Origin of the sequence: Ureibacillus massiliensis 4400831 = CIP 108448 = CCUG 49529, from assembly GCF_000772965.1 — a bacterium.
GTDB lineage: Bacteria > Bacillota > Bacilli > Bacillales_A > Planococcaceae > Ureibacillus > Ureibacillus massiliensis.
Map to the genome: position 1 here is coordinate 113,082 of NZ_JPVQ01000002.1, position 24,868 is coordinate 137,949.

Annotated in this window: 22 protein-coding genes, 1 pseudogene and 1 other annotated feature; all 23 genes and pseudogenes read right to left on the bottom strand. The window is 36.4% G+C overall.

The window, feature by feature from the left end:
• The gene (pyrF, locus tag CD30_RS02025; RefSeq protein WP_036171812.1) at nucleotides 1–708 is read right to left on the bottom strand and encodes an orotidine-5'-phosphate decarboxylase; all 708 of its coding nucleotides are present in this window, start codon (nucleotides 706–708) and stop codon (nucleotides 1–3) included.
• Nucleotides 708–1,619, bottom strand: coding sequence for a dihydroorotate dehydrogenase (locus CD30_RS02030; protein WP_036171815.1), 912 nt, complete (start codon nucleotides 1,617–1,619; stop codon nucleotides 708–710). The genes pyrF and CD30_RS02030 overlap by 1 nt, the downstream gene beginning before the upstream one ends.
• On the bottom strand, nucleotides 1,616–2,389 hold the full coding sequence (locus CD30_RS02035; protein ID WP_036171817.1) for a dihydroorotate dehydrogenase electron transfer subunit: 774 nt from the start codon (nucleotides 2,387–2,389) through the stop codon (nucleotides 1,616–1,618). The genes CD30_RS02030 and CD30_RS02035 overlap by 4 nt, the downstream gene beginning before the upstream one ends.
• Nucleotides 2,386–5,586: a carbamoyl-phosphate synthase large subunit gene (carB, locus tag CD30_RS02040; protein ID WP_036171820.1), complete on the bottom strand. Its 3,201-nt coding sequence runs from the start codon at nucleotides 5,584–5,586 to the stop codon at nucleotides 2,386–2,388. Before carB ends, CD30_RS02035 begins: the two co-directional genes overlap by 4 nt.
• Nucleotides 5,579–6,679 carry a carbamoyl phosphate synthase small subunit gene (locus CD30_RS02045; protein ID WP_036171822.1) on the bottom strand — a complete coding sequence of 367 codons (1,101 nt, stop codon included), beginning with the start codon at nucleotides 6,677–6,679 and terminating at the stop codon, nucleotides 5,579–5,581. Before CD30_RS02045 ends, carB begins: the two co-directional genes overlap by 8 nt.
• Nucleotides 6,679–7,953 carry a dihydroorotase gene (locus CD30_RS02050; protein WP_036171825.1) on the bottom strand — a complete coding sequence of 425 codons (1,275 nt, stop codon included), beginning with the start codon at nucleotides 7,951–7,953 and terminating at the stop codon, nucleotides 6,679–6,681. Before CD30_RS02050 ends, CD30_RS02045 begins: the two co-directional genes overlap by 1 nt.
• Before the next feature lie 2 nt (nucleotides 7,954–7,955).
• Nucleotides 7,956–8,831, bottom strand: coding sequence for an aspartate carbamoyltransferase catalytic subunit (locus tag CD30_RS02055; protein WP_036171828.1), 876 nt, complete (start codon nucleotides 8,829–8,831; stop codon nucleotides 7,956–7,958).
• A gap of 149 nt (nucleotides 8,832–8,980) precedes the next feature.
• Nucleotides 8,981–10,294, bottom strand: coding sequence for a uracil-xanthine permease family protein (locus tag CD30_RS02060; protein WP_036171832.1), 1,314 nt, complete (start codon nucleotides 10,292–10,294; stop codon nucleotides 8,981–8,983).
• Nucleotides 10,295–10,312: 18 nt separating this feature from the next.
• Entirely contained in the window at nucleotides 10,313–10,861 is a 549-nt protein-coding gene (pyrR, locus tag CD30_RS02065) for a bifunctional pyr operon transcriptional regulator/uracil phosphoribosyltransferase PyrR (RefSeq protein ID WP_036171836.1), read from the bottom strand.
• Between the two features lie 351 nt (nucleotides 10,862–11,212).
• Nucleotides 11,213–12,127 carry an RluA family pseudouridine synthase gene (locus CD30_RS02070; RefSeq protein ID WP_036171838.1) on the bottom strand — a complete coding sequence of 305 codons (915 nt, stop codon included), beginning with the start codon at nucleotides 12,125–12,127 and terminating at the stop codon, nucleotides 11,213–11,215.
• Nucleotides 12,124–12,603 (bottom strand): signal peptidase II, encoded by a 480-nt coding sequence (gene lspA / locus CD30_RS02075; protein ID WP_036171841.1) that lies wholly within the window; start codon nucleotides 12,601–12,603, stop codon nucleotides 12,124–12,126. Before lspA ends, CD30_RS02070 begins: the two co-directional genes overlap by 4 nt.
• A gap of 120 nt (nucleotides 12,604–12,723) precedes the next feature.
• Nucleotides 12,724–15,483: an isoleucine--tRNA ligase gene (gene ileS, locus CD30_RS02080; protein ID WP_036171844.1), complete on the bottom strand. Its 2,760-nt coding sequence runs from the start codon at nucleotides 15,481–15,483 to the stop codon at nucleotides 12,724–12,726.
• Nucleotides 15,484–15,695: 212 nt separating this feature from the next.
• Nucleotides 15,696–15,924 (bottom strand) — a binding site (T-box leader).
• Nucleotides 15,925–16,125: 201 nt separating this feature from the next.
• A pseudogene (locus CD30_RS02085) lies at nucleotides 16,126–16,641 on the bottom strand (DivIVA domain-containing protein); the annotation flags it as partial.
• Between the two features lie 97 nt (nucleotides 16,642–16,738).
• A complete protein-coding gene (locus CD30_RS02090) occupies nucleotides 16,739–17,524 on the bottom strand; it encodes a YlmH family RNA-binding protein (protein WP_036171847.1) in 786 nt (261 codons plus the stop codon).
• An 80-nt stretch (nucleotides 17,525–17,604) separates the two neighbouring features.
• A complete protein-coding gene (locus CD30_RS02095) occupies nucleotides 17,605–17,886 on the bottom strand; it encodes a YggT family protein (protein WP_036171850.1) in 282 nt (93 codons plus the stop codon).
• Between the two features lie 22 nt (nucleotides 17,887–17,908).
• Entirely contained in the window at nucleotides 17,909–18,370 is a 462-nt protein-coding gene (locus CD30_RS02100; protein WP_036171853.1) for a cell division protein SepF, read from the bottom strand.
• Between the two features lie 15 nt (nucleotides 18,371–18,385).
• A complete protein-coding gene (locus CD30_RS02105) occupies nucleotides 18,386–19,054 on the bottom strand; it encodes a YggS family pyridoxal phosphate-dependent enzyme (RefSeq protein WP_036171856.1) in 669 nt (222 codons plus the stop codon).
• 73 nt (nucleotides 19,055–19,127) lie between these two features.
• Nucleotides 19,128–19,367, bottom strand: coding sequence for a PRC-barrel domain-containing protein (locus CD30_RS02110; protein WP_036171860.1), 240 nt, complete (start codon nucleotides 19,365–19,367; stop codon nucleotides 19,128–19,130).
• A gap of 111 nt (nucleotides 19,368–19,478) precedes the next feature.
• The gene (sigG, locus tag CD30_RS02115; protein WP_084077592.1) at nucleotides 19,479–20,258 is read right to left on the bottom strand and encodes an RNA polymerase sporulation sigma factor SigG; all 780 of its coding nucleotides are present in this window, start codon (nucleotides 20,256–20,258) and stop codon (nucleotides 19,479–19,481) included.
• A 348-nt stretch (nucleotides 20,259–20,606) separates the two neighbouring features.
• The gene (gene sigE, locus CD30_RS02120; RefSeq protein WP_052126016.1) at nucleotides 20,607–21,314 is read right to left on the bottom strand and encodes an RNA polymerase sporulation sigma factor SigE; all 708 of its coding nucleotides are present in this window, start codon (nucleotides 21,312–21,314) and stop codon (nucleotides 20,607–20,609) included.
• A gap of 37 nt (nucleotides 21,315–21,351) precedes the next feature.
• Complete coding sequence (locus tag CD30_RS02125; RefSeq protein ID WP_036171866.1) at nucleotides 21,352–22,176, bottom strand: sigma-E processing peptidase SpoIIGA; 825 nt, start codon at nucleotides 22,174–22,176, stop codon at nucleotides 21,352–21,354.
• Between the two features lie 211 nt (nucleotides 22,177–22,387).
• Entirely contained in the window at nucleotides 22,388–23,524 is a 1,137-nt protein-coding gene (gene ftsZ, locus CD30_RS02130; protein WP_036171868.1) for a cell division protein FtsZ, read from the bottom strand.
• Between the two features lie 45 nt (nucleotides 23,525–23,569).
• Nucleotides 23,570–24,859 carry a cell division protein FtsA gene (ftsA, locus tag CD30_RS02135; RefSeq protein ID WP_036171871.1) on the bottom strand — a complete coding sequence of 430 codons (1,290 nt, stop codon included), beginning with the start codon at nucleotides 24,857–24,859 and terminating at the stop codon, nucleotides 23,570–23,572.
• Nucleotides 24,860–24,868: the final 9 nt, after the last annotated feature.

Consider the following 24,868-nt stretch of genomic DNA (forward strand, 5'->3'; position numbering starts at 1 on the left):
TTAATTTTCCTCCCATAATTGAACGACTCTTTTATATGCTTCAACAGGATTCTCTGCTTTTGTAATAGCACGACCAACCACTATTAATGATGAGCCGTCCGAGCGAGCTCCATCTGGTGTAGCAATCCGTTTTTGGTCATGGCTATCACCACCAGCCATACGTATACCAGGTGTAACACGTAAGAAGTCATTACCACATATATCTCGAATGGCTTCAGCTTCATGTACAGAACATACGACTCCATCTAAGCCTGCTTTTTTCGTAATTTGAGCATAATGTAATACGGAATCTATTAAGCTTAATTGAATGTTTTGTTCCTCTTGCATTTGTTGTTCAGTTGTTGAAGTGAGTTGTGTCACAGCAATTAATGCAGCACGTGAACGACCAGAGGGAGTTCCCGCTTCAAGCCCTTCTAGAGCCCCTTCCATCATTTGAATGCCGCCAGCTGCATGAACATTCACTAAATCAACACCCAATCGGGCGAGTCCTTTCATAGCAGACTTCACTGTATTCGGAATGTCATGAAGCTTTAGATCTAAGAAGATATCATGCCCTTGTCCTTTTATTTTTTCGACGATTGCAGGACCTTCTTGTAAATAAAGCTCCATACCAACTTTAACGAAAAGAGGTTCCTCAAAATGATTTAAAAAACCAAAAACTTCTTTTTCACTCGGAAAATCTAGCGCGATAATCGGTTTATTATTCATTAGCGGTGGCTCCTTCCGATAATCTCTTTAATATGCTCAACGCCTAGTGCATCAAGTTTTTTTGGTAATTCTTCAATTATGTTTGGACATACAAATGGTTCCACAAAATTGGCTGTCCCAACTGCAACCGCTGATGCACCTGCTGACATGAAATCAATTACATCTTGAGCGCATGTTACACCGCCCATACCGATGATTGGAATTTCTACTGCCTTATACACTTCATACACCATTCGAAGGGCAACTGGTTTTACTGCTGGACCTGATAAACCACCTGTTACATTTGCGATAACTGGTTTACCTGTTTTTTCGTCCAATCGCATCCCCACTAATGTGTTAATCATTGTTATGCCATCAGCACCAGCAATCTCAACTGCTTGGGCGATTTCTACAATGTTTGTCACATTCGGTGATAATTTCACATAGATAGGTACCTTTGAAACAGCCTTCACTGCTTCCACTAATTCGCGAGCAACTACTGGATCAGTACCAAATGTAATCCCACCATGCTTTACATTTGGACAAGAAATATTCAGCTCTAACGCTTTAACGTTTGGAGCAGTTGAAATTCGGCGTGCCACTTCGACATAATCCTCTATAAGAGATCCTGCAACATTTGCAATGATTGGAACATCATAACGTTCCAGCCAAGGTAATTCCTCACTCATTACTTTTTCTAATCCAGGGTTTTGTAATCCGATCGCATTTAGCATTCCGGCAGGTGTTTCTGCAACCCGTGGTGTCGAATTCCCTAATCTCGGTTCCACAGTCGTTGCTTTAATCATAATCGCACCTAATTTAGATAAATCATAAAGTCGAGAATATTCTTTTCCAAATCCAAAGCAACCCGATGCAGGCATAATTGGATTTTTCAAATCCAGTCCTGGGAGTTGAATACTGATATTGCTCATAGTTTCACAACTCCTTTCGCAAATACTGGCCCGTCTGAGCAAACTTTTACATAATCTTTTTCCGTCTTATCTGTTGTTTTACAAATACATGCAAAGCATGCACCTATTCCACAACCCATTCTTTCCTCAAATGATAAGAAACCTTGTTTTTCAGGATAATAATTTTCAAGCGCTCTTAACATCGGCATTGGACCGCAAGCATAAAACGTATCAAAATTTGGTTGAAGCTCATCAAGTAAATCAGTAACAAAGCCCTTTGAACCAAATGTGCCATCAACTGTTACATAATGTGCATCCCCTAATGAAGAGAATTTTTCTTCATAAAAAGTAACATCCTCTGTCGCAAAGCCAAAGATATGAATTGTACGTATTCCTCGTGCATTTAGCTGCTTTGAAAGTTCGTAAAGTGGCGGAACACCTATACCACCGCCTACTAAAAGTGCCGTCCCTCCATTTGGAACTGCATCAATCGGAAAACCATTTCCTAGTGGACCTAAAACATCTACTTCATCTCCAATTTGTTTTTGAGATAAAATTTCTGTCCCACGACCTTCAGCACGATAAATTAGTTTAAATTCTTTAGAATCTTTATTTATATTAGCAATGCTGATTGGTCTTCTAAGAAGCGGTTCAAAGGAATCAGTTACTCGTATATGGACAAATTGTCCAGGATTCATATCCTGAACAATTTCCCCTTGAAGCGTTAATTCAAATATATTTTTTGCAATTTTTTCTTGTTGTACTACTGTCATTCTCTCTTGTTGTATCATGAATGGATAACCTCCGCTTTGGGCATTTCTTCAGCCGTAAATGTCATTGATTCAATGACTTCTAACATAGCTTCAGCAGTATCCAAAGAAGTTAAACATGGTACACCATTTTCTACAGATTCACGACGAATACGGAATCCATCACGAGCAGGTTGTTTACCTTTTGTTAATGTATTAATAACGAGCTGAGCTTCTCCATTTTGAATAACATCAAGTAATGTCTTTTCTTTAGCACCGATTTTACCTACTATATCAGCATGAATGCCTGCTTCTTCAAAGCTTTTTGCTGTACCTTCTGTTGCCATAATACGATAGCCAACAGTGTTGAAGCGTTTTGCTAATTCAATCGCTTCTTGTTTATCTTTATCAGAAACCGTGAATAGAACTGTACCGTGTTGCTTAATTTCCATACCGCTTGCGACAAAGCCTTTATATAACGCCTTTTCAAAGGTAGCGTCTTTCCCCATTACTTCACCTGTTGATTTCATTTCAGGTCCTAACGTAATGTCTACACGACGAAGCTTCGCAAAACTGAATACTGGTACTTTCACAAATACGCCTTTTTGTTCTTTCGCTAAGCCTGTTGGGTACCCTTGCTCAACGATTGATTGACCAAGAATCGCTTTGGTTGCAATGTTTGCCATCGGAATATTTGTAATTTTACTTAAGAACGGCACTGTACGACTTGACCGAGGGTTTACTTCGATTACATAAATCTCTCCATTAGATAGTACGTACTGAATGTTCATTAAACCAATAATGTTTAGTCCTTTCGCTAGGCGAGTTGTGTAATCAACTAAAGTTGCCTTTTGTTCTTCCGTAAGCTTTTGTGGTGGATATACAGAAATTGAATCGCCTGAGTGAACACCTGCGCGTTCAACATGTTCCATAATACCTGGAATTAATACATTCTCACCATCACAGATTGCATCTACTTCTATTTCTTGACCTGTTAAATAACGGTCAACTAATACTGGATGATCTGGGGATGCTTCTACTGCATTTTCCATATAATGTTCTAATTCTTGCTCATTGTACACGATTTCCATTGCACGACCACCAAGTACGTAAGAAGGACGAACAAGTACTGGGAATCCTAATCTTTTACTAATTGCAAGTGCTTCTTCAGTCGATACAGCCGTTTCACCTGCAGGCTGTGGTATATCTAAATCGTGTAAAGCCTGTTCAAATTTATCTCTATTTTCAGCACGGTCTATATCCTCTAAGCTTGTTCCTAGTATTTTCACACCATTTGCAGCAAGCTTATCCGCTAAGTTAATCGCCGTTTGACCACCGAATTGAACGACTACACCAATTGGTTTTTCTAAATCGATAATGTGCATTACATCTTCAATTGTTAATGGTTCAAAATACAGTTTGTCTGAGATGGAGAAGTCAGTCGAAACTGTTTCTGGGTTTGAGTTTATAATAATGGCTTCATAGCCCGCTTCTTGAATTGCCCAAACAGAGTGTACGGTTGCATAGTCAAATTCTACCCCTTGACCGATACGAATTGGGCCAGAACCTAGAACTACTACAGATGGTTTATCTGTTACGATGGATTCATTTTCTTCTTCGTAAGTACCGTAATAGTAAGGTGTTGTCGATTCGAACTCTGCTGCACACGTATCAACCATTTTATAAACAGGAATGATCCCTGTCTCTTTTCGTAAAGCATAAATTGCTTCTGGGGTCGTTTCCCATAGCTCGCTGATTTTTTTATCGGCAAATCCCAGACGTTTCGCTTGGCGTAATACTTCTAGATCGTTTTTGTTTTCGCTAAGTGTTTTTTCCATATCAATAATATTTTGAAGCTTATTTAAGAACCATAGGTCGATTTGTGACCACTCATGAATTTTCTCAACCGTTACACCACGACGTAAAGCTTCTGCGATGAAGAATAGTCGTTCGTCTCCAGCTTTACGAATACGTTTTTCAATCCAGTTATCCGCATTATCTTCAGCATGTTTAAGTTCTATGTGAATTTGACCTGTTTCTAATGAACGAACGGCTTTTAAAATTGCTTCCTCGAAATTACGACCTAGAGCCATCACTTCCCCAGTAGCTTTCATTTGTGTCCCTAAATTACGTTTTGCAGATTCGAATTTATCGAAAGGCCAACGTGGGATTTTCGCAACAATGTAGTCAAGGGCTGGCTCAAAATCAGCATATGTCGAGCCGGTTACAGGGTTAATAATTTCATCTAAAGTTAAACCTACTGCAATCTTTGCTGCAAGCTTCGCAATTGGATAACCAGTTGCTTTTGATGCTAACGCAGATGAACGGGATACACGTGGGTTAACTTCGATTACATAGTAGTTGAAGCTATATGGATCAAGCGCTAATTGTACGTTACATCCACCTTCAATTTTTAAAGCACGAATAATATCTAATGAAATGTTACGTAGCATTTGATATTCACGATCTGATAATGTTTGAGAAGGTGCAACTACAATTGAATCCCCTGTATGAATACCCACTGGGTCGAAGTTTTCCATGTTACAAACGACAATTGCATTATCCTTAGAGTCACGCATTACTTCATATTCAATTTCTTTGTAGCCTGCGATGGATTTTTCAAGTAAACATTGTGTAACAGGGCTGTATTTTAAACCGCTTTGTACGATTTCTTCTAATTCTTGATCGTTCGAACAAATTCCTCCGCCCGTACCACCTAGTGTGAATGCAGGTCGAACGATTACTGGGTAACCAATTTTCTTAACGAAAGCTTTTGCCTCATCCAAGTTATGAATAATATCTGATTCAGGTACTGGAGCACCTAATTCATACATTAAATTTCGGAATAAATCTCGGTCTTCTGCTTTATGAATTGCATCTAATTTCGTTCCTAAAATTTCAATACCTAGCTCGTCTAATATCCCAGAATTGTTTAATTCAATGGCCATATTTAAACCCGTTTGGCCGCCAAGTGTTGGTAGAATCGCATCTGGTCGTTCTTTTCTTAAAATTCGAGAAACAAACTCTAATGAAATAGGTTCGATATATACTTTGTCAGCAATTTCTGTATCTGTCATGATCGTAGCAGGGTTTGAGTTGATTAAAATTACTTTATAGCCCTCTTCTTTTAATGATAAACAAGCTTGAGTACCTGCGTAGTCAAATTCTGCTGCTTGACCGATAATAATCGGACCTGATCCGATGACTAAAATTGTTTCAATATCTGTACGTTTAGGCATGTTGTTTCTCCTTCCCTGAATGAGCTTCCATTAATTCGATAAATTCATCAAATAAATGATTTGAATCCTCTGGCCCAGGTGAAGCTTCTGGGTGATATTGTACTGTGAATACTGGATATTTTGTATGGCGTAATCCTTCTACTGTTCCATCATTTAGTGCAACATGAGTGATTTCTAAATCCGTTCCTTCTAAAGAATCTGCATCAATTGCATAGCCATGGTTTTGCGATGTTAATTCTGTGCGACCTGTGCGCAAATCCTTCACCGGATGGTTTGCACCACGGTGACCAAATGGTAATTTGAAGCTTTTTGCTCCACTTGCTAAAGCAAATAATTGATGGCCTAAGCAAATACCAAAGATCGGCACTTTGCCAATTAATTCTCGAATCGTTTCAATACTTTCTTTCACATCTGCTGGATCCCCAGGACCATTAGATAACATAATGCCATCTGGATGCCATGCTAAAATTTGTTCAGCTGGAGTATTGTAAGGAACGACTAGTACATCACAATCTCGTTTATTTAACTCTCTTAAAATGCCATGTTTCATACCGAAATCCATTAAGACTACACGTTTACCACGTCCTGGACTCGGATAAGCAGCTTTCGGCGATACTTCTTTTACATGGTTAGTAATTAACGGTGTTGAATTTAATTGAGCAACGATATCTTCAATATTAACCTCTGCTTCCGCTTCAGTTAAAATTGCTCTTACCGCACCCTTCGTACGAATAATGCGCGTTAATTTACGTGTATCAATGCCTTCAATTCCAGGAATATCTTTTGAGATTAAATAATCGTTTAAAGACATGTCGCATCTGAAGTTTGATGGTAATTTCGCAAGCTCTCTTACTACCATTCCTCTGATAGCAGGTGTAATCGATTCAAAATCATCACGATTAATTCCGTAGTTTCCGATTAAAGGATATGTGAAAGTAACGATTTGTCCATAAAAAGAAGGATCCGATAATGTTTCCTGATATCCTGTCATGCCCGTCGTGAATACAACCTCACCTTGAGAAGCGCGGTCACTTCCGAAAGCATAACCATTAAATACTGTTCCATCTTCTAAAATCAACATTCTTTTTTTCATTATTCTGCCTCCTTATAGACAATGCTGCCTTCGAAAATCGTCATGATTGGCCAACCTTTAGCCGCCCACCCATTAAATGGTGTGTTGCGGCCTTTCGTTGCAAAAAATTCCGCTTCAACCTTTTGTTCTTTATTTAAATCAATGATTGTTAAGTCTGCTGATGCTCCGACTTTAATTTTCCCATAAGGTAAATCGAATATAGCAGCAGGTTTTACTGTCATCCATTCTACTAATTGTTTTAATGTCCATTTCCCTGTTTCCACGAAGTGTGTATATAACAATGGGAAGGCTGTTTCAAAACCAACAATGCCAAATGGTGCTCCAACCATTCCACAGCATTTCTCTTCTGTTGTATGTGGAGCGTGATCTGTTGCAATACAATCGATTGTACCGTCAAGTAATGCCTGATGTAATGAATCCTGATCATCCTTAGCACGAAGTGGAGGATTCATTTTCCAGTTCGCATCATCACTAGGAATGTCCATTTCTTCAAGTAATAAGTGATGTGGACATACTTCTGCTGTTACACGAATTCCAGCTGCTTTCGCATCACGAACTGCACGAACAGATTCCTTTGTTGATACGTGACACACATGATAGCGAGCTCCAGCAGCTTCTGCTAGTAGCACGTCTCTCGCGATTTGTACTGATTCACAAATGGAAGGTATACCGGGTAAGCCAAGCTCTTTATTTCGTTTCCCTTCGTGCATGACGCCATCATAGATTAATGAGTTATCTTCACAATGTGCTACGACAACTGCGTCAATCTTCGCTGCATCCTGCATTTGTTCATACATTGTAGACGCAAGCTGAATACCAACTCCATCATCTGAAAATGCAACGGCCCCATGCTCTCTTAGCTCTGCAATATTCGTACGTTTATCTCCTGCCTCATCCACTGTCAGTGAACCATATGGTAAAACGCGCACTACTGCACTTTCTTTAATTAAACCTTTTATTAATTCAAAATTTTCTTTCGAATCAGGCACTGGTTTTGTATTTGGCATTGCACAAATCGTTGTGAAACCACCTTTTGCTGCTGACTGAGTTCCTGTTTTAATGGTTTCTTTATGTTCATAGCCTGGTTCACGAAGATGAACATGTAAATCCACAAACCCTGGTGAAACGAAGCTTCCTTTACCGTCAATCACTTCCGCTCCAACTGGTTTTTCTCCACCGATTTCTGCAATGACTTTTCCTTCTATCGTAATACTCGTTGTAACAAGCTCTCCAAGTTCGTTTAACATTTGTACATTCTGAATGTATTTTGTCATGATTATCTTCCTTTCAAAATCGTTTCAAGTATGGCCATTCGAACAAATACACCATTTCTTACTTGATTAAAAATTCTTGAACGTTCACATTCTACTAATTCTGAAGAAATTTCAACGTCTCGATTAACCGGTGCTGGGTGCATAATAATCGAGCCTTTTTTCATCTTTGCTTCACGTTCAAATGTTAAACCATATTCTTCGTGATAGCTTTCTTTTGAAAAGCTTTTATTTACAACATGTCGCTCATGCTGGATTCGCAATAGCATGATCACATCACTATCCTCAATTAATTCATCCCATGAATGGTGGGCTTCAAAATCGCCTGCCCATTCTGGAGGACATAAAAATCGAACATTTGCACCTAATCGTTTTAATGCAGTCGCATTAGATTTCGCTACACGACTATGGGATATATCACCTGCGATTGTTACCTTTAATCCTTCAAAATATCCAAATTCCTTATAAATCGTATATAAATCTAATAGACTTTGGGATGGATGTTGTCCAGCCCCATCTCCCGCATTGATTACAGCAACATTTATGCCTTCAAGCAGCTCATTGTAATATTCATCTTCCTTTGCACGAATGACAACTGCATCCATACCGATCATTTCTAAAGTTTTGACTGTGTCATACATTGTTTCTCCTTTTAAAGCACTTGAAAAGCCTGCATCAAAAGGTATCACTGTACAACCAATTTTTCGTTCTGCCATCTCAAAGCTAGTTTTTGTTCGTGTACTTGGCTCGAAAAATAAGTTTGACACGTTATATGAACGAGTTAAAAGCGTATCGTCACCTTTTTCAAATTCCTGTGCACGAAGTAAAATTTCCATTACTTCTTCATTTGTTAAATATTCCATAGATAGTAGGTTTCTCATTTATGTAATCCTCCTAAGGTAATTTCTAATAAAAACGCCTCGCAAATTTGCGAGGCTGTAGGAGGTATGAGGGTAGCGTAAAAAACAATGCAACCCATCATAAGTCCCCTTTTTTGCCTCTCTGGACAATTCTTTAAAAGGTTTTATCATTATTCATTTTCATAGAAATCTTTTACTTCTTTTTCTCTTCCAGGTAAAACAAGATTTAAAATAACACCTACAATCGCTGCTAACGCCATCCCTTCAATTGCAAAGGATTCCGTAAATCTAAGTGCTGCACCACCAATTCCGATGACAAGAATCACTGATGCGATGACCATGTTACGGTTATTACCAAAATCAATGTTATTTTCAACTAGCATTCTTAAACCGCTTGAAGCGATAATACCAAACAGGAGAATGGAAATACCTCCAAGAACCGCTGTTGGGATTGTTTGGATTAAAGCCATCGCTTTACCCAAGAAAGAGAATAGTATTGCTAATACTGCTGCTCCTAAAATTACATATACTGAGAAAACTCTTGTAATTGCTAGTACACCAATATTTTCGCCGTATGTAGTTTTTGGTGGACCACCGATTAGAGCACTTGCAAATGTACCTAACCCATCACCTAATAATGAACGATTTAATCCTGGATCCTTTATGTAGTTTTTGTTTACAACCTTACCTAAAACTAATTGGTGACCAATATGCTCTGAAATTGTTACGATCACAATTGGAACCATCCCTAGTAAAATAGTTGATGTGATATTAAATTCATAATGTACACCTGGGATAAGAAACTCCGGTAAAGCAAACCAATCTGCTTCCATAACTTTTGTAAAATCTACTATTCCGATAATTGCTGAATAAATATATCCAACAATCAGACCTAATAAAATGGGCATAGTACTCAAAATATTTTTAAAGAAAATTGTGAAAATAATGGCTGCAAACAATGTCACAAGTGCTGCTGAGAAATGCAACACACTATACTGTTTAACATCGTCTACAGTAATATTCATCGCCATATCAACCGCAGTTCCAGCTAAGCCAAGCCCGATAACCATAATGACTGGAGCTACAACAATTGGCGGTAATAAACGCATTAACCATTTATACCCTGCTTTCCAAATAATTAAGGAAACAATACCGTATGTAACACCAACCGCCATTGCCCCAATCATCGCGTTACCAGGATTCACACTTAACCCCGTTGTTTTATCTATACCGGCAACAACTATAATTGGCGAAATGAAAGCAAAGGATGAACCTAGATAAGCAGGTACTTTAAATTGAGTAATGAATAAAAAGATAATTGTTGCGATACCACTTGTTAATAAAGCAATCGCTGGACTTAATCCAACTAATTGTGGAACTAAAATCGTTGAACCAAACATTGCGAACATATGCTGAAAGCTTAATGTGATTAATTGTCCCGCTGATGGTTTATCGTTAATATCTAACACAGCGTTATTAGCCATCTTCTTTCCTCTTTTCCGTTAATCAACTTTGTGTAATGTTACATTATCTGCTTCGTCTACTTCTACTAGTCTTACTACAATTCGTTCTGATCCAGCTGTAGGTATGTTTTTCCCAACGTAATCTGCTCGAATTGGTAACTCGCGATGACCACGATCTACTAATACTGCCAATTGAATTTGTGAAGGTCTTCCTAAATCCATAACAGCATCAAGTGCCGCACGAACCGTTCGACCTGTATATAACACATCATCAACAAGGACGATTTTTTGATCCGTTACGACATAGTCGATATCTACTTCTTGAACAAATGCTTCACCATTTTCAAACTTTGTTGATAAATCATCCCGGTATAATGTAATATCGAGTTCCCCAGTTCGAATTGGTTTGCCTTCAATCTTTTCGATTTTTTCTGCAAGCCTTTTTGCTAAATAAGCGCCTCTTGTTTTAATTCCTACTAAAATACACTCATCGATTCCTTTGTTACGTTCAATGATTTCATGGGCAATTCTCGTTAAAGCTCGATTCATTGATGGTCCATCTAATAGTTCAGTAATTTGTGGTGACATATTTTATTCCTCCTTCCTTGTATTTTTTCTCTAGTCCTTAAGAGGTTTTACTCCAATAAAAAACCTCCTAAGCATCAGCTTAAGAGGTTGTTGATAGTTGTGTTTAAAGAGCATGTTAAATACACTACGCCTGTGATGATTTGACTCGTTTTGAACCTACTGAATTTATATTCAGCAATGGATTTCTCAACTACAATCATTCTACAGTAAAATGTGTTTAACATTTCACAAATACCTTTTCAGCCTCTCTGGACTGTCTTTAAAGGTGAATATTCATTTTTTATCGTCTCTCGAATATTTCGAAAGTACTTCATTCACTGTTGAAAAGTATATGCCTATTTAAAGCTTACGTCAACCTTCTTTTCGCAAGTTTTCAAGTAATGTCACAAAATCGTCAGGTAAAGGCACTTGGAATTCTAGATATTCCTTTGAAGTTGGATGAACAAATCCAAGCACACCAGCATGCAACACTTGTCCACCAAAATCAATCGTCTTCTTCGGTCCATATTTTGGATCACCAACTAATGGATACCCAATATAATTCATATGCACACGTATTTGGTGAGTACGGCCCGTTTCTAAAATACATTCGACCAATGTATATATTCCACCAAAACGCTCTAAAACCTGAAAATGTGTCACAGCATGTTTTCCGTTATCCACTACCGCTTGTTTCTGACGATCTTTTGGATCTCGTGCAATCGGTGCATCGATCGTTCCTTTATCATGAGCGATATGTCCATGAACTAACGCAGTATATTTACGTGTAACAGTTTTGTTGACCAATTGTTCCACTAACGAATGGTGAGCATGATCGTTTTTGGCAACCATTAACAGACCAGATGTATCTTTATCAATACGATGAACAATGCCTGGTCTTAATACACCATTAATTCCAGATAAGTCTTTACAATGATACATTAATCCATTTACAAGAGTTCCCATAGTATGCCCTGGCGCTGGATGAACAACCATTCCTTTTGGTTTATTAACGACTAGTACATCCTCGTCTTCGTAAACAATTTCAAGATTTAAATTTTCTGGTATTACCTCTAAAGGTTCTGGCTCAGGGACGTCAATTTCAATTACATCCCCTTCCTTCACTTTATATTTTGCCTTAATTTCTTCTCCGTTTACTGTAATTCTATCTTCTGAAATCCATGTTGCAATTTGCGAACGTGACCATTCAGCCGAAAGCATAGACAGTGCTTTGTCAATGCGTTCTCCTGCTGTTGTTTGTTCAATTGTATATGTGACAATCGTCATTCTTTCACCTTTTTCTTTTCAGCTCTTTCTTCCATAAATAACACAAGTATAATCATAATGATTGAAATGGTTAATGCAGCATCTGCAATATTGAAAATTGGGAAATCATAATTAATAACTGGTATTAATACATCGATAAAATCAACGACTTCTCCTCGGAAAATACGATCGATAAAATTACCAATTGTTCCACCTAATAAAATCATTAAACTAATGGCTAAGAAATGATTCCCTTTAGCTTGTTTATGAAAATAATAAATAACGCCTACGATTACCGCTAAAGTCACAATTGTAAAAATCCACATTTGTCCCTGTAGCATACCCCATGCGGCGCCACGATTTCGATGTGAAAGCAAACCAAACCAAGGATCCCAAATGCTAATTTGATCGCCTAGTTCCATATTTTTCACAACTAACCATTTAGTCCATTGATCTAAAATAATGATAATTGCTGCAATTCCATAATATTTATACACAGTATTCCCCCGTTCACCTCAATATCTTCATTATTCTAGCATAAATCATATCCATATCCTAATGAATTTACATAAATATACCGCTCTCGAATGAATCCGAGAGCGGCATTAACGTTTTTGTTAGATATAATATTTTTCTACAACATCCGCACAACGAACGCAAAGTGAAGGATGTTTTGCATGCTGGCCTACAGTTTCTGAATATGACCAGCAGCGTTCACATTTTTCACCAGTTGCTTTTTCAACGACAATCGAAGTTTTATCAAGTACAAGCGCATTTTCTGGAGCATCATTTTTTCCTCCTGCAACTTGTAATTGAGATACGATTGAAATTTGAGCAAAGTTAACAGCTTCATCATTAATGATGTCAACAACTTCTTTGTCAGCGTAAATTAAAACTTTTGCTTCTAATGATTTACCAATCACTTTAGCATTACGCGCTTCTTCCAATGCTTTTAATACTTCATCACGAAGATCGATGACTTTGTTCCATTTTGCACGTAAATCTGTGAAATTATCACGTACATCCACTTCTGGGAAGTCTGTTAATTGAACGGACACTTCTTCTGCACCTAAATAAGACCAAAGCTCATCTGTTGTATGTGGAAGAATTGGTGTTAATACTTTTAAAAGTGTTAACAGCGTATCGTACATAACTGTTTGCATTGCTCGACGCGCTTTATTATCTGCACCTTCAATGTAAACAACATCTTTAGCAATATCTAAATAGAACGCAGATAATTCAACAGCAACAAAGTTGTTAATAACATGATATACATTTGCAAATTCATATTGGTCATATGCAGTGCGCACTTGTTTTAATACATCTTGCAGGCGCATGTACATATATTGATCCATCTCACGTAATTCTTCATATGCTACACGATCTGTATCGTTGTTATAGTCTTGTAAGTTACCGTGTAGGAATCTTAATGTATTTCGAATTTTACGGTATACTTCTGAAATTTGTTTTAGCATATCCAATGAAATACGAACATCACTTGTATAATCAACGGATGCAACCCAAAGACGTAGAATATCTGCACCGTATTGATCCATAACCTTTTGTGGGAGAATAACGTTTCCTAAAGACTTAGACATTTTACGACCATCACCATCTAAAACGAAACCATGAGAAAGTAACCCTTTATATGGTGCATGACCATTAATCGCTACTGATGTAATTAATGAAGAGTTAAACCATCCACGGTATTGGTCTGAGCCTTCTAAATATAGATCTGCTGGATATTTCATTCCACGTTCAACTAATACACCTTGGTGTGTAGAACCAGAGTCAAACCATACATCCATAATGTCATTTTCTTTTGAGAATCTACCATTTGGACTTCCTGGGTGAGTGAATCCTTCTGGTAATAAGTCTTTTGCTTCACGTTGGAACCAAATATTCGAACCATGCTCACGGAATAATTTTGATACATGTGAAATTGTTTCTGGTGTAATAATCTCTTCTCCACTTTCCGCATAGAACACTGGGATTGGTACACCCCATGCACGTTGTCTTGAAATACACCAGTCACCACGGTCACGAATCATATTGAATAAGCGTGTTTCTCCCCATGCTGGCGTGAATGATGTATCATGAATTGCTTGTAATAGCTGATCACGGAATGCTTCTACTGAACAGAACCATTGTGGTGTTGCACGGTAAATAACTGGTTTTTTCGTACGCCAGTCATGTGGGTATGAGTGTTTAATAAATGTTAGTTTTTCTAAAGCGTCAACTTCTTTTAACTTTTCAGTAATGACTTTGTTTGCATCATCATAGAATAATCCTTCAAAACCAGGTGCTTCATTTGTGTAGCAGCCTTGATCATTGACTGGGCTAAGTACTTCAAGACCATATTTTTTCCCAACATTAAAGTCGTCTTCCCCGTGGCCTGGTGCTGTATGAACGCATCCTGTACCAGCATCAGTTGTAACATGATCCCCTAACATTATTAAAGAATCGCGACCATAAATTGGATGTTTAGCCACGATATATTCTAATTGTTCACCTTTTAATTCTTGAATAACTTCATAAGATTCCCACTCAATAGCAGTTGATACAGTTTCTAATAAATCTTTCGCAATAATATATTTATTGTCATTTACTTGAACAACAACATACGTAATTTCTGCATTTACTGTGATACCAAGGTTCGCAGGAATCGTCCAAGGAGTTGTAGTCCAGATGATGAATTTTGCATCCTGAGGTACTACACCTTTACTATCTTTAATTTCAAAGCTTACATAAATTGATGGTGATTTAATATCTTTATATTCAATTTCCGCTTCAGCTAATGCTGATTCTGAAGATGGTGACCAATACACAGGTTTTAATCCTTTATAGATATAACCTCTTTCAGCCATTCTACCAAATACTTCAATTTGACGAGCTTCAAATTCAGGAACTAAAGTGATATAAGGATTTTCCCAATCGCCACGTACACCAAGTCGTTTAAATTGTGATTTTTGATTTGAAATTTGTTCATATGCATACTGTTTACATAACTCACGAAACTCAGCAACAGTCATTTCTTTACGATTGACACCTTTATTAGTCAACGCTTGCTCGATTGGCAAACCATGCGTATCCCAACCTGGAACATATGGTACATGATAACCAGTCATTGAGCGATGGCGGTTAATCATATCTTTAAGAACTTTGTTTAAAGCGTGACCAATATGAAGATCACCATTTGCATACGGAGGTCCATCATGTAATACAAAGTGTGGGCGTCCTTCAGTTCTTTTATTTACTAAAGCATTGATATCAATTTCATCCCATTTTTCTTGGATTTTTGGTTCATTTGCTGGTAAATTTCCGCGCATTGGGAAATCTGTTTTTGGCATTAATAACGTATCTTTATACTCTACCATTGTGCTTCCTCCTAATAATGTCTTATTTAATAAACAAAGGCTAAAAACGCCACTTGTCTCTGTAACAGCCACTTCCTCATGTTTTTAGCGACATGACCAACGTCCTGTTGGCCTCTGTGGCAACGCCTTTGCACCTGCCGCTTACGGGTTTCGGTGCAGAAAAAGATCTGTGACCTACATCCTGTAAGCCTAAAATAAAAAAGCCCTCATCCCAAAGGGACGAAGAGCTTGCTCTCGTGGTACCACCCTAATTTGCAAGTTTTAACAATCATAAACTTGCCTCTTAGACACTGTAACGTCGTGTGATGACGAAATCACCTACTCATTTCAGCGATTTAGCTCAGGAGTGATTTTCATTTTCGAGCGCATTGTTCGAGCTTCCACCACCCTCGAATCGCTAGTTCTACCCTCAAAAAATACTGTCTCCATCAACGCAAATAAAATATAAACAATCATTTATACACTTGTGTTTCAGTATATGAAAAGGAATAATTTACGTCAAGTAAAATTGTCATAAGACTTTAGTATAATTTATAATAAATGATTTAACTCTTCGTTCGTTGCTTTTCTTTCCTCTTCTTCATCTTCATAGAAGGAATGATAATTCGTTTCTTCTTCCTTATATTTTGCACCTACGTATCGATCTTCTTCATCGTCTATTCTTTTCTGATCTTGGATACTAGTTAAGCCAATATCGTATTCCATTAATGTGTCCCAATCATCCGATTTAATCATATCTAATTGTGCTTCCACTAACATTTTAAGACGTCCACGGAACACTTTTGATTGTTTTTTCAAATCATTAATTTCAATTGCAACTTTACGAGATTTTGTTAAAGCTTCGTTTATAATACGATCTGCATTTTTCTCTGCTTCTTTAATGATTAATTTTGCTTCTTGTTGTGCATTACGACGAACTTCTTCAGCAGCTTCTTGAGCAACGATTATAGATTTTTGTAGAGTGTCTTCAAGCGTATTATAGTGTGACATACGCTCAGTCATAGATTTGATTTTTTCTTCTAACTCTTTTTTCTCTCTTAATATAATCTCGTAATCTTTTATAACTTGATCTAAAAATTCATTTACCTCATCTTCTGCGTAACCACGGAAACCACGTGTGAATTCTTTATTATGTATATCAAGAGGGGATAATGGCATAGACTATACACTCCTTTTCATCAGTTGATTTTATTTCTATTATACAGATGGAACGGCAACTTCGCATTACAATTTCTTAATTTTCAACACAAAACTTTCATTTTTGTACTAAATGACCTATTTTTAGGCGAATTTTATCTTTTTTTGTGCGTCCTTCAGTCATAATTATTTTAAAACGCCCAAATCCACTTACAGAAATGATATCTCCTTCTTGCAATTCAAAAGAGGTTGACTCTCGAACTGCCCAATTCACTTTTACCTTGCCACCCTGGATAAACAATTTTGCCTTTTCACGTGAAATTTTTAACATCGTCGCTAAAATAGCATCCAATCTCATCGAAGATATGGTGAAAGTATTTTCTACCCACTTATCAGCACTTTGAATAATTCCATCTATATTACTAAGTAATTCTAAATGGACCTTAGATTTCCCTATACTAGAAAAGTTTATAAGTAAATAATCGGTAATATCAGAAGCAACAGCGAATTGAATAGTATCATCAGCGATTTTTATATCACCAAACTTAGAACGATTTATCCCTAATGACAGCAGTGCTCCTAAAACATCTTTATGTCTCAATTGAATAAATTTAGATGGATATCTTACTTGGAAAATCGTAATTTCAAAATCCTCCTGGCTAGATTGAAAATAAGATGGGCTGATGATCATTCTTTTTCTTTCAGCATCTTTGAACAAGCCAGTACTATGGATAGATAATTCACTATTTTGACCAACGATACTTGATACAATAAATTGTTCCCGTGGATCTAAAAAGTCTGTTAACCGATTTTCATAACGAAATTCAACATCACGTTGCCATTCTATAACGCGTTCAATAAATGGTTGTTCTTCTTTTCTAAAATGTTGAATAAGGTGCTCCATTAATTTTCCTCACTTTTAATTTAAATAGGATTATTTTAGTCAATAAATAAAAAAACCCTACATAGTAGGGAATTTATTTATTAAAAGAATGTCGTATAAATATTTTGCACTACAATTAGTACACCTTGTCTAATGAACCCTAATAATAGTAATGCAATAATTGGTGAAAAATCAATCATGCCAATCGGTGGAATGAATTTTCTAAAAATACCTAAATAAGGCTCTACCAATTTCCCAAGTATTCGTCCAATACTAGACTCTTGTAGAGATGGTATCCACGACATTAATATGTAACCAATAATCATAAATTGGTACACCATAAATATTGTCGATATTAAATAATATATTTCGTATAAACCCATAGAATGTTTTTACCTCACTAGTTTATTGGTTGTCATCATATAAATAATTTGAAACTTCGCCCGATACTTCAACATTATCTGGTGTACAAAGGAAAATATCATTGCCAATTCGTTGAATATCACCAGCTAATGCATATACTGCCCCACTTAAGAAATCAATAATACGTACACCTTGTTCCCGGTCTATACGTTGTAAATTCACAATAATTGCTCGTTTATTTTTTAAATGTTCCGCAATGTCTTGCGCCTCTGCATAAACACGTGGCTCAATAATGACCACTTTTGAATTTTTCATTGAATTCGCAGCCTGTATACTCACAACATTTTTTGGTGCTTCTGATTCAAATTTTCTTTCCTTTTTCGCACGAGATTTAATTGGCGACTCTTGTTGTTTGACTAAAGGTTGATTGGAAGGTTGTACAACTTCTTCTTCATCTTCTTCTTCTAAATAAAAGAAATTTTTAATTTTATTCTTCACGCTCATTTATATCCCTCTTTTCTATCCAACAAGAGCTGTACCAATTCTTACAAATGTCGCACCTTCTTCAACTGCAATTTCAAAATCATTCGACATTCCCATTGATAATTCAGTACAAGGTGCATATGGTAAATTTAATTTAACAACTTCTTGTTGTAATTTTTTTAAATCTGAAAATACTTTTCTTATTATGACTTCATCATCGGTATTTGGGGCCATTGTCATTAATCCAACTATACGAATCTTCGTAAATTGTGATAATGATTGAATAAATGACAAAACTTCTTCTTTTGCAAGACCATGTTTAGATTCTTCTCCAGAAACATTGGCTTGAACAAAACAATTTACAGTTCTTTCTGCTCGTTTCTCAATTTCTTCTGCTAGGCTCATTCGATCTAATGAATGAAGATAATCAATATCATTTATAACTTGCTTCACTTTTCGTGTTTGTAGAGAACCAATGTAATGCCATTTGGCTCTATCTTTTATTTCTTCTTTCTTTGCCAATAATCCTTCTGGTCGATTTTCTCCTAAATGGAAAATTCTTGATTCTATTGCTTCAATAGCTCTTTCAGCAGTAACTTGTTTCGTAACTGCAATAATTGTTATATCTTGCTGTGCATTTGATCTATTTTTTGCATCTTCGATTTGTTTTTGTATTTGTCTCAAATTATCACTAATTTTAGCCATTTAATACCCAACTTTGCATATTTTTTTCTCTATTGTATCAATGTCAATGGTAATTTTCAATGAATAGACAGACCTATTCATATAATGATTTAACTAATATTACATCTTTTCCTATAACAAGAATATCATTTATCAGGACTTTTCTCACAGAATCTTCTCCTTGTAGAAAGGATAAAAATTTCTTTGGCTCAGAAACTAGGAAAGATACGATTTTTCCTGATTGTTCATCCACTTCGGCATCAATAATGTAGCCAACAAATTTACCGCTGCCAGCTTCAATAATTTCTTTTTGTTGTACTACTGAAAATCGCATTATCAATCTCCCTTCGAAATTATTTTTATGTTTTATTTAATTAAACAATGCGAAAAGAACAAAAACGCACTAAATTAACTAGTGCGTCGTTGTACTGAATTCTATAAATATTTAATTTACTTTATAATCTTTTTGCATCGTCTCAATTGCATTTTTCTCTAATCTTGATATTTGAGCTTGTGAGATGCCTAGTGATTTTGCAATTTCAGTTTGTGTTTCGCCATAATAAAACCTCTTAGCTAATATCATTTGCTGTCTATCATCTAATTTTTGCATACTTTCTTTCACACTAACATATGCTACCCATTGATCTTCCGAAACGCCGTCATCACGCAATTGATCCATAATAAACACAGCATCTCCACCATCAGAATAAATTGGCTCTTGTAATGAAAGTGGATCTTGTATCGCATCAAGTGCATATAAAACGTCTTCCTTCTTCATTTCAATCATTTCAGCTAACTGTTCAATCGTCGGTTCATGTAAGTTTTCAGTTATAAACTTTTCTTTTGCCTGCATTGCTTTATATGCGATATCTCTTAAAGAGCGGGACACTCTTAATGCATGATGATCTCTTAGATGTCTGCGGATTTCTCCGATTATCATTGGTACAGCATATGTTGAAAATCGAACATTATGCTTTAAATCAAAATGATCAATTGCTTTTAATAATCCAATACAACCTACTTGGAACAAATCATCTGCCTGTTCACCACGATATGAAAATCTACCAACGATACTTAAGACAAGTCTTAAATTACAAATAACAAGCTCGTCTCTAACCCATTCTTCACCATTTTGTAATCGAACAAACAACTCTCTCATTTCTTCATGTTTTAGCACTGGCAAAGAAGCAGTATCAACTCCACAAAGTTCTACTTTTGTTCGCACCATCTTCTTTTCCTCCGAACTATTGTTTTTTATCCCACATATATTGCTGTAAAGCTTCACAATGGCTGCTTCACAACAACATGCGTGATTTTGTGTCACTACAATGAACAGTTTCACCTGCAAATTGTAATTTCACTTTCTCTCTGAACTGTTTTTTAAGTTTGTCCGGATTAAAAAAGAATATGCACGATTCTTCCGTCCAATTTCATCCAAAACAGATTATTACATTTAAAATGTTTAAATGTAATTGATAATGAAATAGGAAGATCATGCATATAATTTATGATGAAATATTAAGTTGGAGTTTAATTATTTTCCTTTCTTTTTCTATTCATTATGAAACAGAACTTATGAAATTGGCTGATTCAAATGTTCTCTTAAGTCTAAAATTATTTTTTTCTCTAACCTAGAAATATACGATTGAGAAATTCCTAAATGATCGGCCACTTCTTTTTGTGTCATTTCTTGTTTACCATTTAGTCCAAAACGACACTCCATGATGTATCTTTCTCTTTCACTTAAGCCATTGATTGCTTGGAACATGGTTGCACGTTCAATCTTTTTCTCAACATCATTCATAATGATTTCTTCATCCGTACCTAAAATATCAGATAGCAATAACTCATTTCCATCCGGATCAGAATTTAAAGGTTCGTCTAAAGAAACTTCACCTTTCATGCGACTTGTTTTTCGTAGATGCATTAATATTTCATTTTCAATACAGCGGGATGCATAAGTAGCTAGTTTTATGTTTTTTTCTGTGTTGAATGTTTCGATTGCCTTTATTAACCCAATAGAGCCGATACTGATTAAATCCTCAATCGGTGTACCAGTATTATCAAAGCGTCTAGCAATATAGACGACAAGTCGTAAATTTCTCTCAATTAATGTATCCCGAGCTCTCATATCTCCGTTCATAAAGGCTTCAATAACTGTCATTTCTTCTTCTCTAGTTAATGGTACTGGCAATGAATCGTGCCCCCCTATATAGTACGTTCCTTTAGTTCGAAACTTACTCCAAATTTTTTGAAAAAAAGCTATTATTTTTTTAAACAATCATTTTCCCCCTTTATGAATCATTTCCAACATGAAGTTATAGCGCTAAAACGTGTAAAATCATTTGTGCATCTTGCGGATATCGCGCATCATTTCGAGTGAATACTACATATTCATCAAAGAGTACTTTATCGGTATTTCCACTAATTTTCAGCCGATCAAATCGAAATGCAATCGTTGTGGACTTCTCTTTTTGCACAGTGGAGAGTGTCAATATTCGTATTTTGGGGTATACATATGCAGGAAACATTCCTAATTGGTACGGATCTTTCGCGTCCCATTTTTGCAATGCTTCATTAAAATCATCGGGTAAGTTTTTCGAAACTGCTTTATACGAGAGGAAATGGACTGGCTTTTGACTCATTGGCTCCACACATTCATTACCTGTATCAATAAACCCTTTTAAGCTATAAATCTTCTGAAACAGTTCAAGTTCACAATCAACTACAAATGAATGTTGTATTTTCTCTTGTTTCATCTGTCTCCATTTAAGATGAATAGCACTCAAGCTTAAAAATGCAATAGATGTACACAATATGAAAAATATAAAATCGGTTTGATTGAGTAAAAAGGGTAATAAACTTGTTAGTAATCCACCAAGGAAAAATGTTGCAATAAAGAGTACAGTCCCTTGCCTCATTAACGTTTCGATTTTAAATGAAAACGCTACCCCTATTAGTACTACGAAACTAATCACGGCTCCAATTAAAGAGTGATGCAATATACTAGCGATAAGTCCGCTACAAAATGCACTAAGGATCAACCTACTTCGTTTTACATACAATCCCGTTATTTCTTGAGTAAACTTTAATAAAAAGTAATTAAATAACGTATTGTATAGTACGAGTAATTCACCAATCATTTTAGCGTCCTCCTAGAAATAAGATTATCACTAGTAAGATGTGGAAATTGTCAAACGGTCGTACATAAATTAAAAATCTTTTAGACAATCCCTTTCATAATTTATAAAAAATCGACATGAAGCTTCTATATTACTAGAACAAAAAAAATGGAAGCCCTTAATATAGAATTAAGGCTTCCATTTTATGTCGAATCATCAAAATATATTTGAATTATCCACGATTTTTATTTCGATTTCGTAAAAATGTTGGAATATCTAACATATCATCCTGTACTTGGTTAGTTGTCTGAGTTGGACGGTTTGGTTCATTATGAACTGGTTCTACTCGTTCTCGACCAGCAGTTTGATTATTACGAACTGTTCCATTTACGATACGTGTTTTTTGAGAAATACTTTCTTCAGTAAAACCAGTCGCGATTACTGTTACAATAATCTCGTCCGTTAAATTTTCATTAATAACTGACCCAAAGATCATATTTACTTCTTCGTCTGATGCTGATGCAACGATATCCGCTGCTTCTTGAACTTCAAATAAACTTAAGTTTGTGCCGCCAGTAATGTTCATAATGACACCTTTAGCACCATCAATTGAAGTTTCTAGTAAAGGACTTGAAATTGCTTTCTTAGCAGCTTCAGTTGCACGGTTTTCACCTGTTGCAATACCAATACCCATTAATGCCGATCCTTTATCAGACATAATTGTTTTCACATCGGCGAAATCAAGGTTAATTAATCCAGGAGTTGCGATTAAATCTGAAATCCCTTGTACACCTTGACGCAATACATTATCAGCTTCACGGAATGCTTCTACCATTGGTGTATTTTTGTCTACTATTTGTAATAATTTATCATTTGGAATGACAATTAGTGTATCTACAGCATCCTTCATCGCCCCGATACCACCAACTGCTTGTGTTTGACGTTTTTTACCTTCAAAAGAGAATGGTCGTGTTACTACGCCCACAGTTAATGCACCTAAATCACGCGCTATTGAAGCGATTACTGGTGCTGCTCCAGTTCCAGTACCTCCGCCCATACCAGCAGTTACGAAAACCATATCTGCTCCACGAAGAACTTCTTCTATTTGTTCACGACTTTCTTCTGCAGCCTTCTTTCCAACTTCTGGATTCGCACCTGCACCTAGTCCTCTTGTTAATTTATTACCAATCTGTAATTTATATTGTGCTTTTGATAGATTTAAAGCTTGAGCATCAGTATTCACTGCGATGAAATCTACACCCTGTACTCCATGTTCAATCATTCTATTTACTGCATTATTACCACCGCCACCAACGCCAATTACCTTGATGTTAGCTAGCTGGTCGATACTCGTATCAAATTCCAACATTATTTTTCCTCCTACCACACTCGTTGTGTTAATTATACTTGTTCGTTATTCAAAAAACTTATCAAACAATTTTTTCGCTTTGTTGATGACGCTAGTTTTATTACTATTATCTAGTTTTTCAGCTGTATTCGATTGTTTTTTAGGAGGAGTTGACCCTGCTCCTACTGTTTGATAGACAGATTCAGAGCCTCCACTTCTACCGTAGAACTCATCTTCAAGATTAGCATACTTAATTAGCCCAACAGCAGTTGTATATAATGGTTCACGAACACCAATATAATCAGGGGTATATATTCTGACACGTGTTTGCATAACTTGTCTTGCAAGCTGTGCTATTCCATCTAGTTGTGCCACACCACCTGATATGACAATTCCACCTGGTAAGTCGCGAACTCCCATTTCAGCAAGTTTATCTAAAACTAACTCGAACAATTCTTCTAAACGAACACCAATAATTTCAGAAATATATTTTTGATTATATTGATCCACAATATCAGTTCCAGTTACGGGAACTTCAAAAATTTCATCCTCAGAAGCATCCTCATAAAATGCATGTCCATACTGTTTTTTTATTTTTTCCGCTTGTTCAGTTGTCGTTTTTAAAATAATGGATAGATCCTTTGTAACATGATCTCCACCTACTGGAATGACGCCTGTATGTGTTAATAAGTCATCTTCAAATACTGCAATTGTAGTAGAACCGCCACCTAAATCAATAAAAGCAGTTCCCTGACTTTTTTCATCTTCAGTTAAGGCAAAATAACCAGCTGCTAACGGCTGTAAATAAATTTCTCTTATTTTTAACCCAGCACGTTCCACACAACGCAATACGTTATGTAATAAGGTTTTGGATGTAGTAATCATCGTTGCATCCATTTCTAGACGAATTCCAATCATGCCACGGGGATCTTTTATCTCATCTAAATTATCGACGATAAATTGTCGGGGTATTAAATTGACTAATTCTCTTTCAGGCGGAATCGACATTACTTGTGCGGATTCTATTACTCTTTCTAAATCTTCATCTGTGATTTCTCTATTTTCACTATTAACAGCCACAACACCTTTTACTGATTGTAGTGTTGTTTGATTAGCAGGAATTCCTAGTACCACTTGGTTAATGGATATTCCAGTCATACGTTCTGCCTCATCAACTGCTTTTCTTATAGATTGCACCGTTGCATCGATATCAACTATCGCACCTTTTCGAACACCGTTAGTTTTTACATTACCGACACCTATAACGTGCAGTTGTTCATTATTTACTTCGCCAATTAATACTTTAATTGATGACGAACCTATATCTAAAGAAATATATATATCTTGATTATTCAACTTTACCGC

Coding starts and splice junctions, on each gene's coding strand:
- CD30_RS02030 (WP_036171815.1), bottom strand. CDS start 1,619: ATGAGCAATATCAGTATTCAACTCCCAGGACTGGATTTGAAAAATCCA.
- ftsZ (WP_036171868.1), bottom strand. CDS start 23,524: ATGTTGGAATTTGATACGAGTATCGACCAGCTAGCTAACATCAAGGTA.
- pyrF (WP_036171812.1), bottom strand. CDS start 708: ATGAATAATAAACCGATTATCGCGCTAGATTTTCCGAGTGAAAAAGAA.
- CD30_RS02110 (WP_036171860.1), bottom strand. CDS start 19,367: ATGCGATTTTCAGTAGTACAACAAAAAGAAATTATTGAAGCTGGCAGC.
- CD30_RS02055 (WP_036171828.1), bottom strand. CDS start 8,831: ATGAGAAACCTACTATCTATGGAATATTTAACAAATGAAGAAGTAATG.
- carB (WP_036171820.1), bottom strand. CDS start 5,586: ATGCCTAAACGTACAGATATTGAAACAATTTTAGTCATCGGATCAGGT.
- CD30_RS02035 (WP_036171817.1), bottom strand. CDS start 2,389: ATGATACAACAAGAGAGAATGACAGTAGTACAACAAGAAAAAATTGCA.
- CD30_RS02060 (WP_036171832.1), bottom strand. CDS start 10,294: ATGGCTAATAACGCTGTGTTAGATATTAACGATAAACCATCAGCGGGA.
- ileS (WP_036171844.1), bottom strand. CDS start 15,483: ATGGTAGAGTATAAAGATACGTTATTAATGCCAAAAACAGATTTCCCA.
- CD30_RS02050 (WP_036171825.1), bottom strand. CDS start 7,953: ATGACAAAATACATTCAGAATGTACAAATGTTAAACGAACTTGGAGAG.
- CD30_RS02045 (WP_036171822.1), bottom strand. CDS start 6,679: ATGAAAAAAAGAATGTTGATTTTAGAAGATGGAACAGTATTTAATGGT.
- CD30_RS02105 (WP_036171856.1), bottom strand. CDS start 19,054: ATGGCTAAAATTAGTGATAATTTGAGACAAATACAAAAACAAATCGAA.
- CD30_RS02090 (WP_036171847.1), bottom strand. CDS start 17,524: ATGGAGCACCTTATTCAACATTTTAGAAAAGAAGAACAACCATTTATT.
- CD30_RS02100 (WP_036171853.1), bottom strand. CDS start 18,370: ATGAGCGTGAAGAATAAAATTAAAAATTTCTTTTATTTAGAAGAAGAA.
- pyrR (WP_036171836.1), bottom strand. CDS start 10,861: ATGTCACCACAAATTACTGAACTATTAGATGGACCATCAATGAATCGA.
- CD30_RS02070 (WP_036171838.1), bottom strand. CDS start 12,127: ATGACGATTGTCACATATACAATTGAACAAACAACAGCAGGAGAACGC.
- CD30_RS02125 (WP_036171866.1), bottom strand. CDS start 22,176: ATGATTGGTGAATTACTCGTACTATACAATACGTTATTTAATTACTTT.
- CD30_RS02095 (WP_036171850.1), bottom strand. CDS start 17,886: ATGGGTTTATACGAAATATATTATTTAATATCGACAATATTTATGGTG.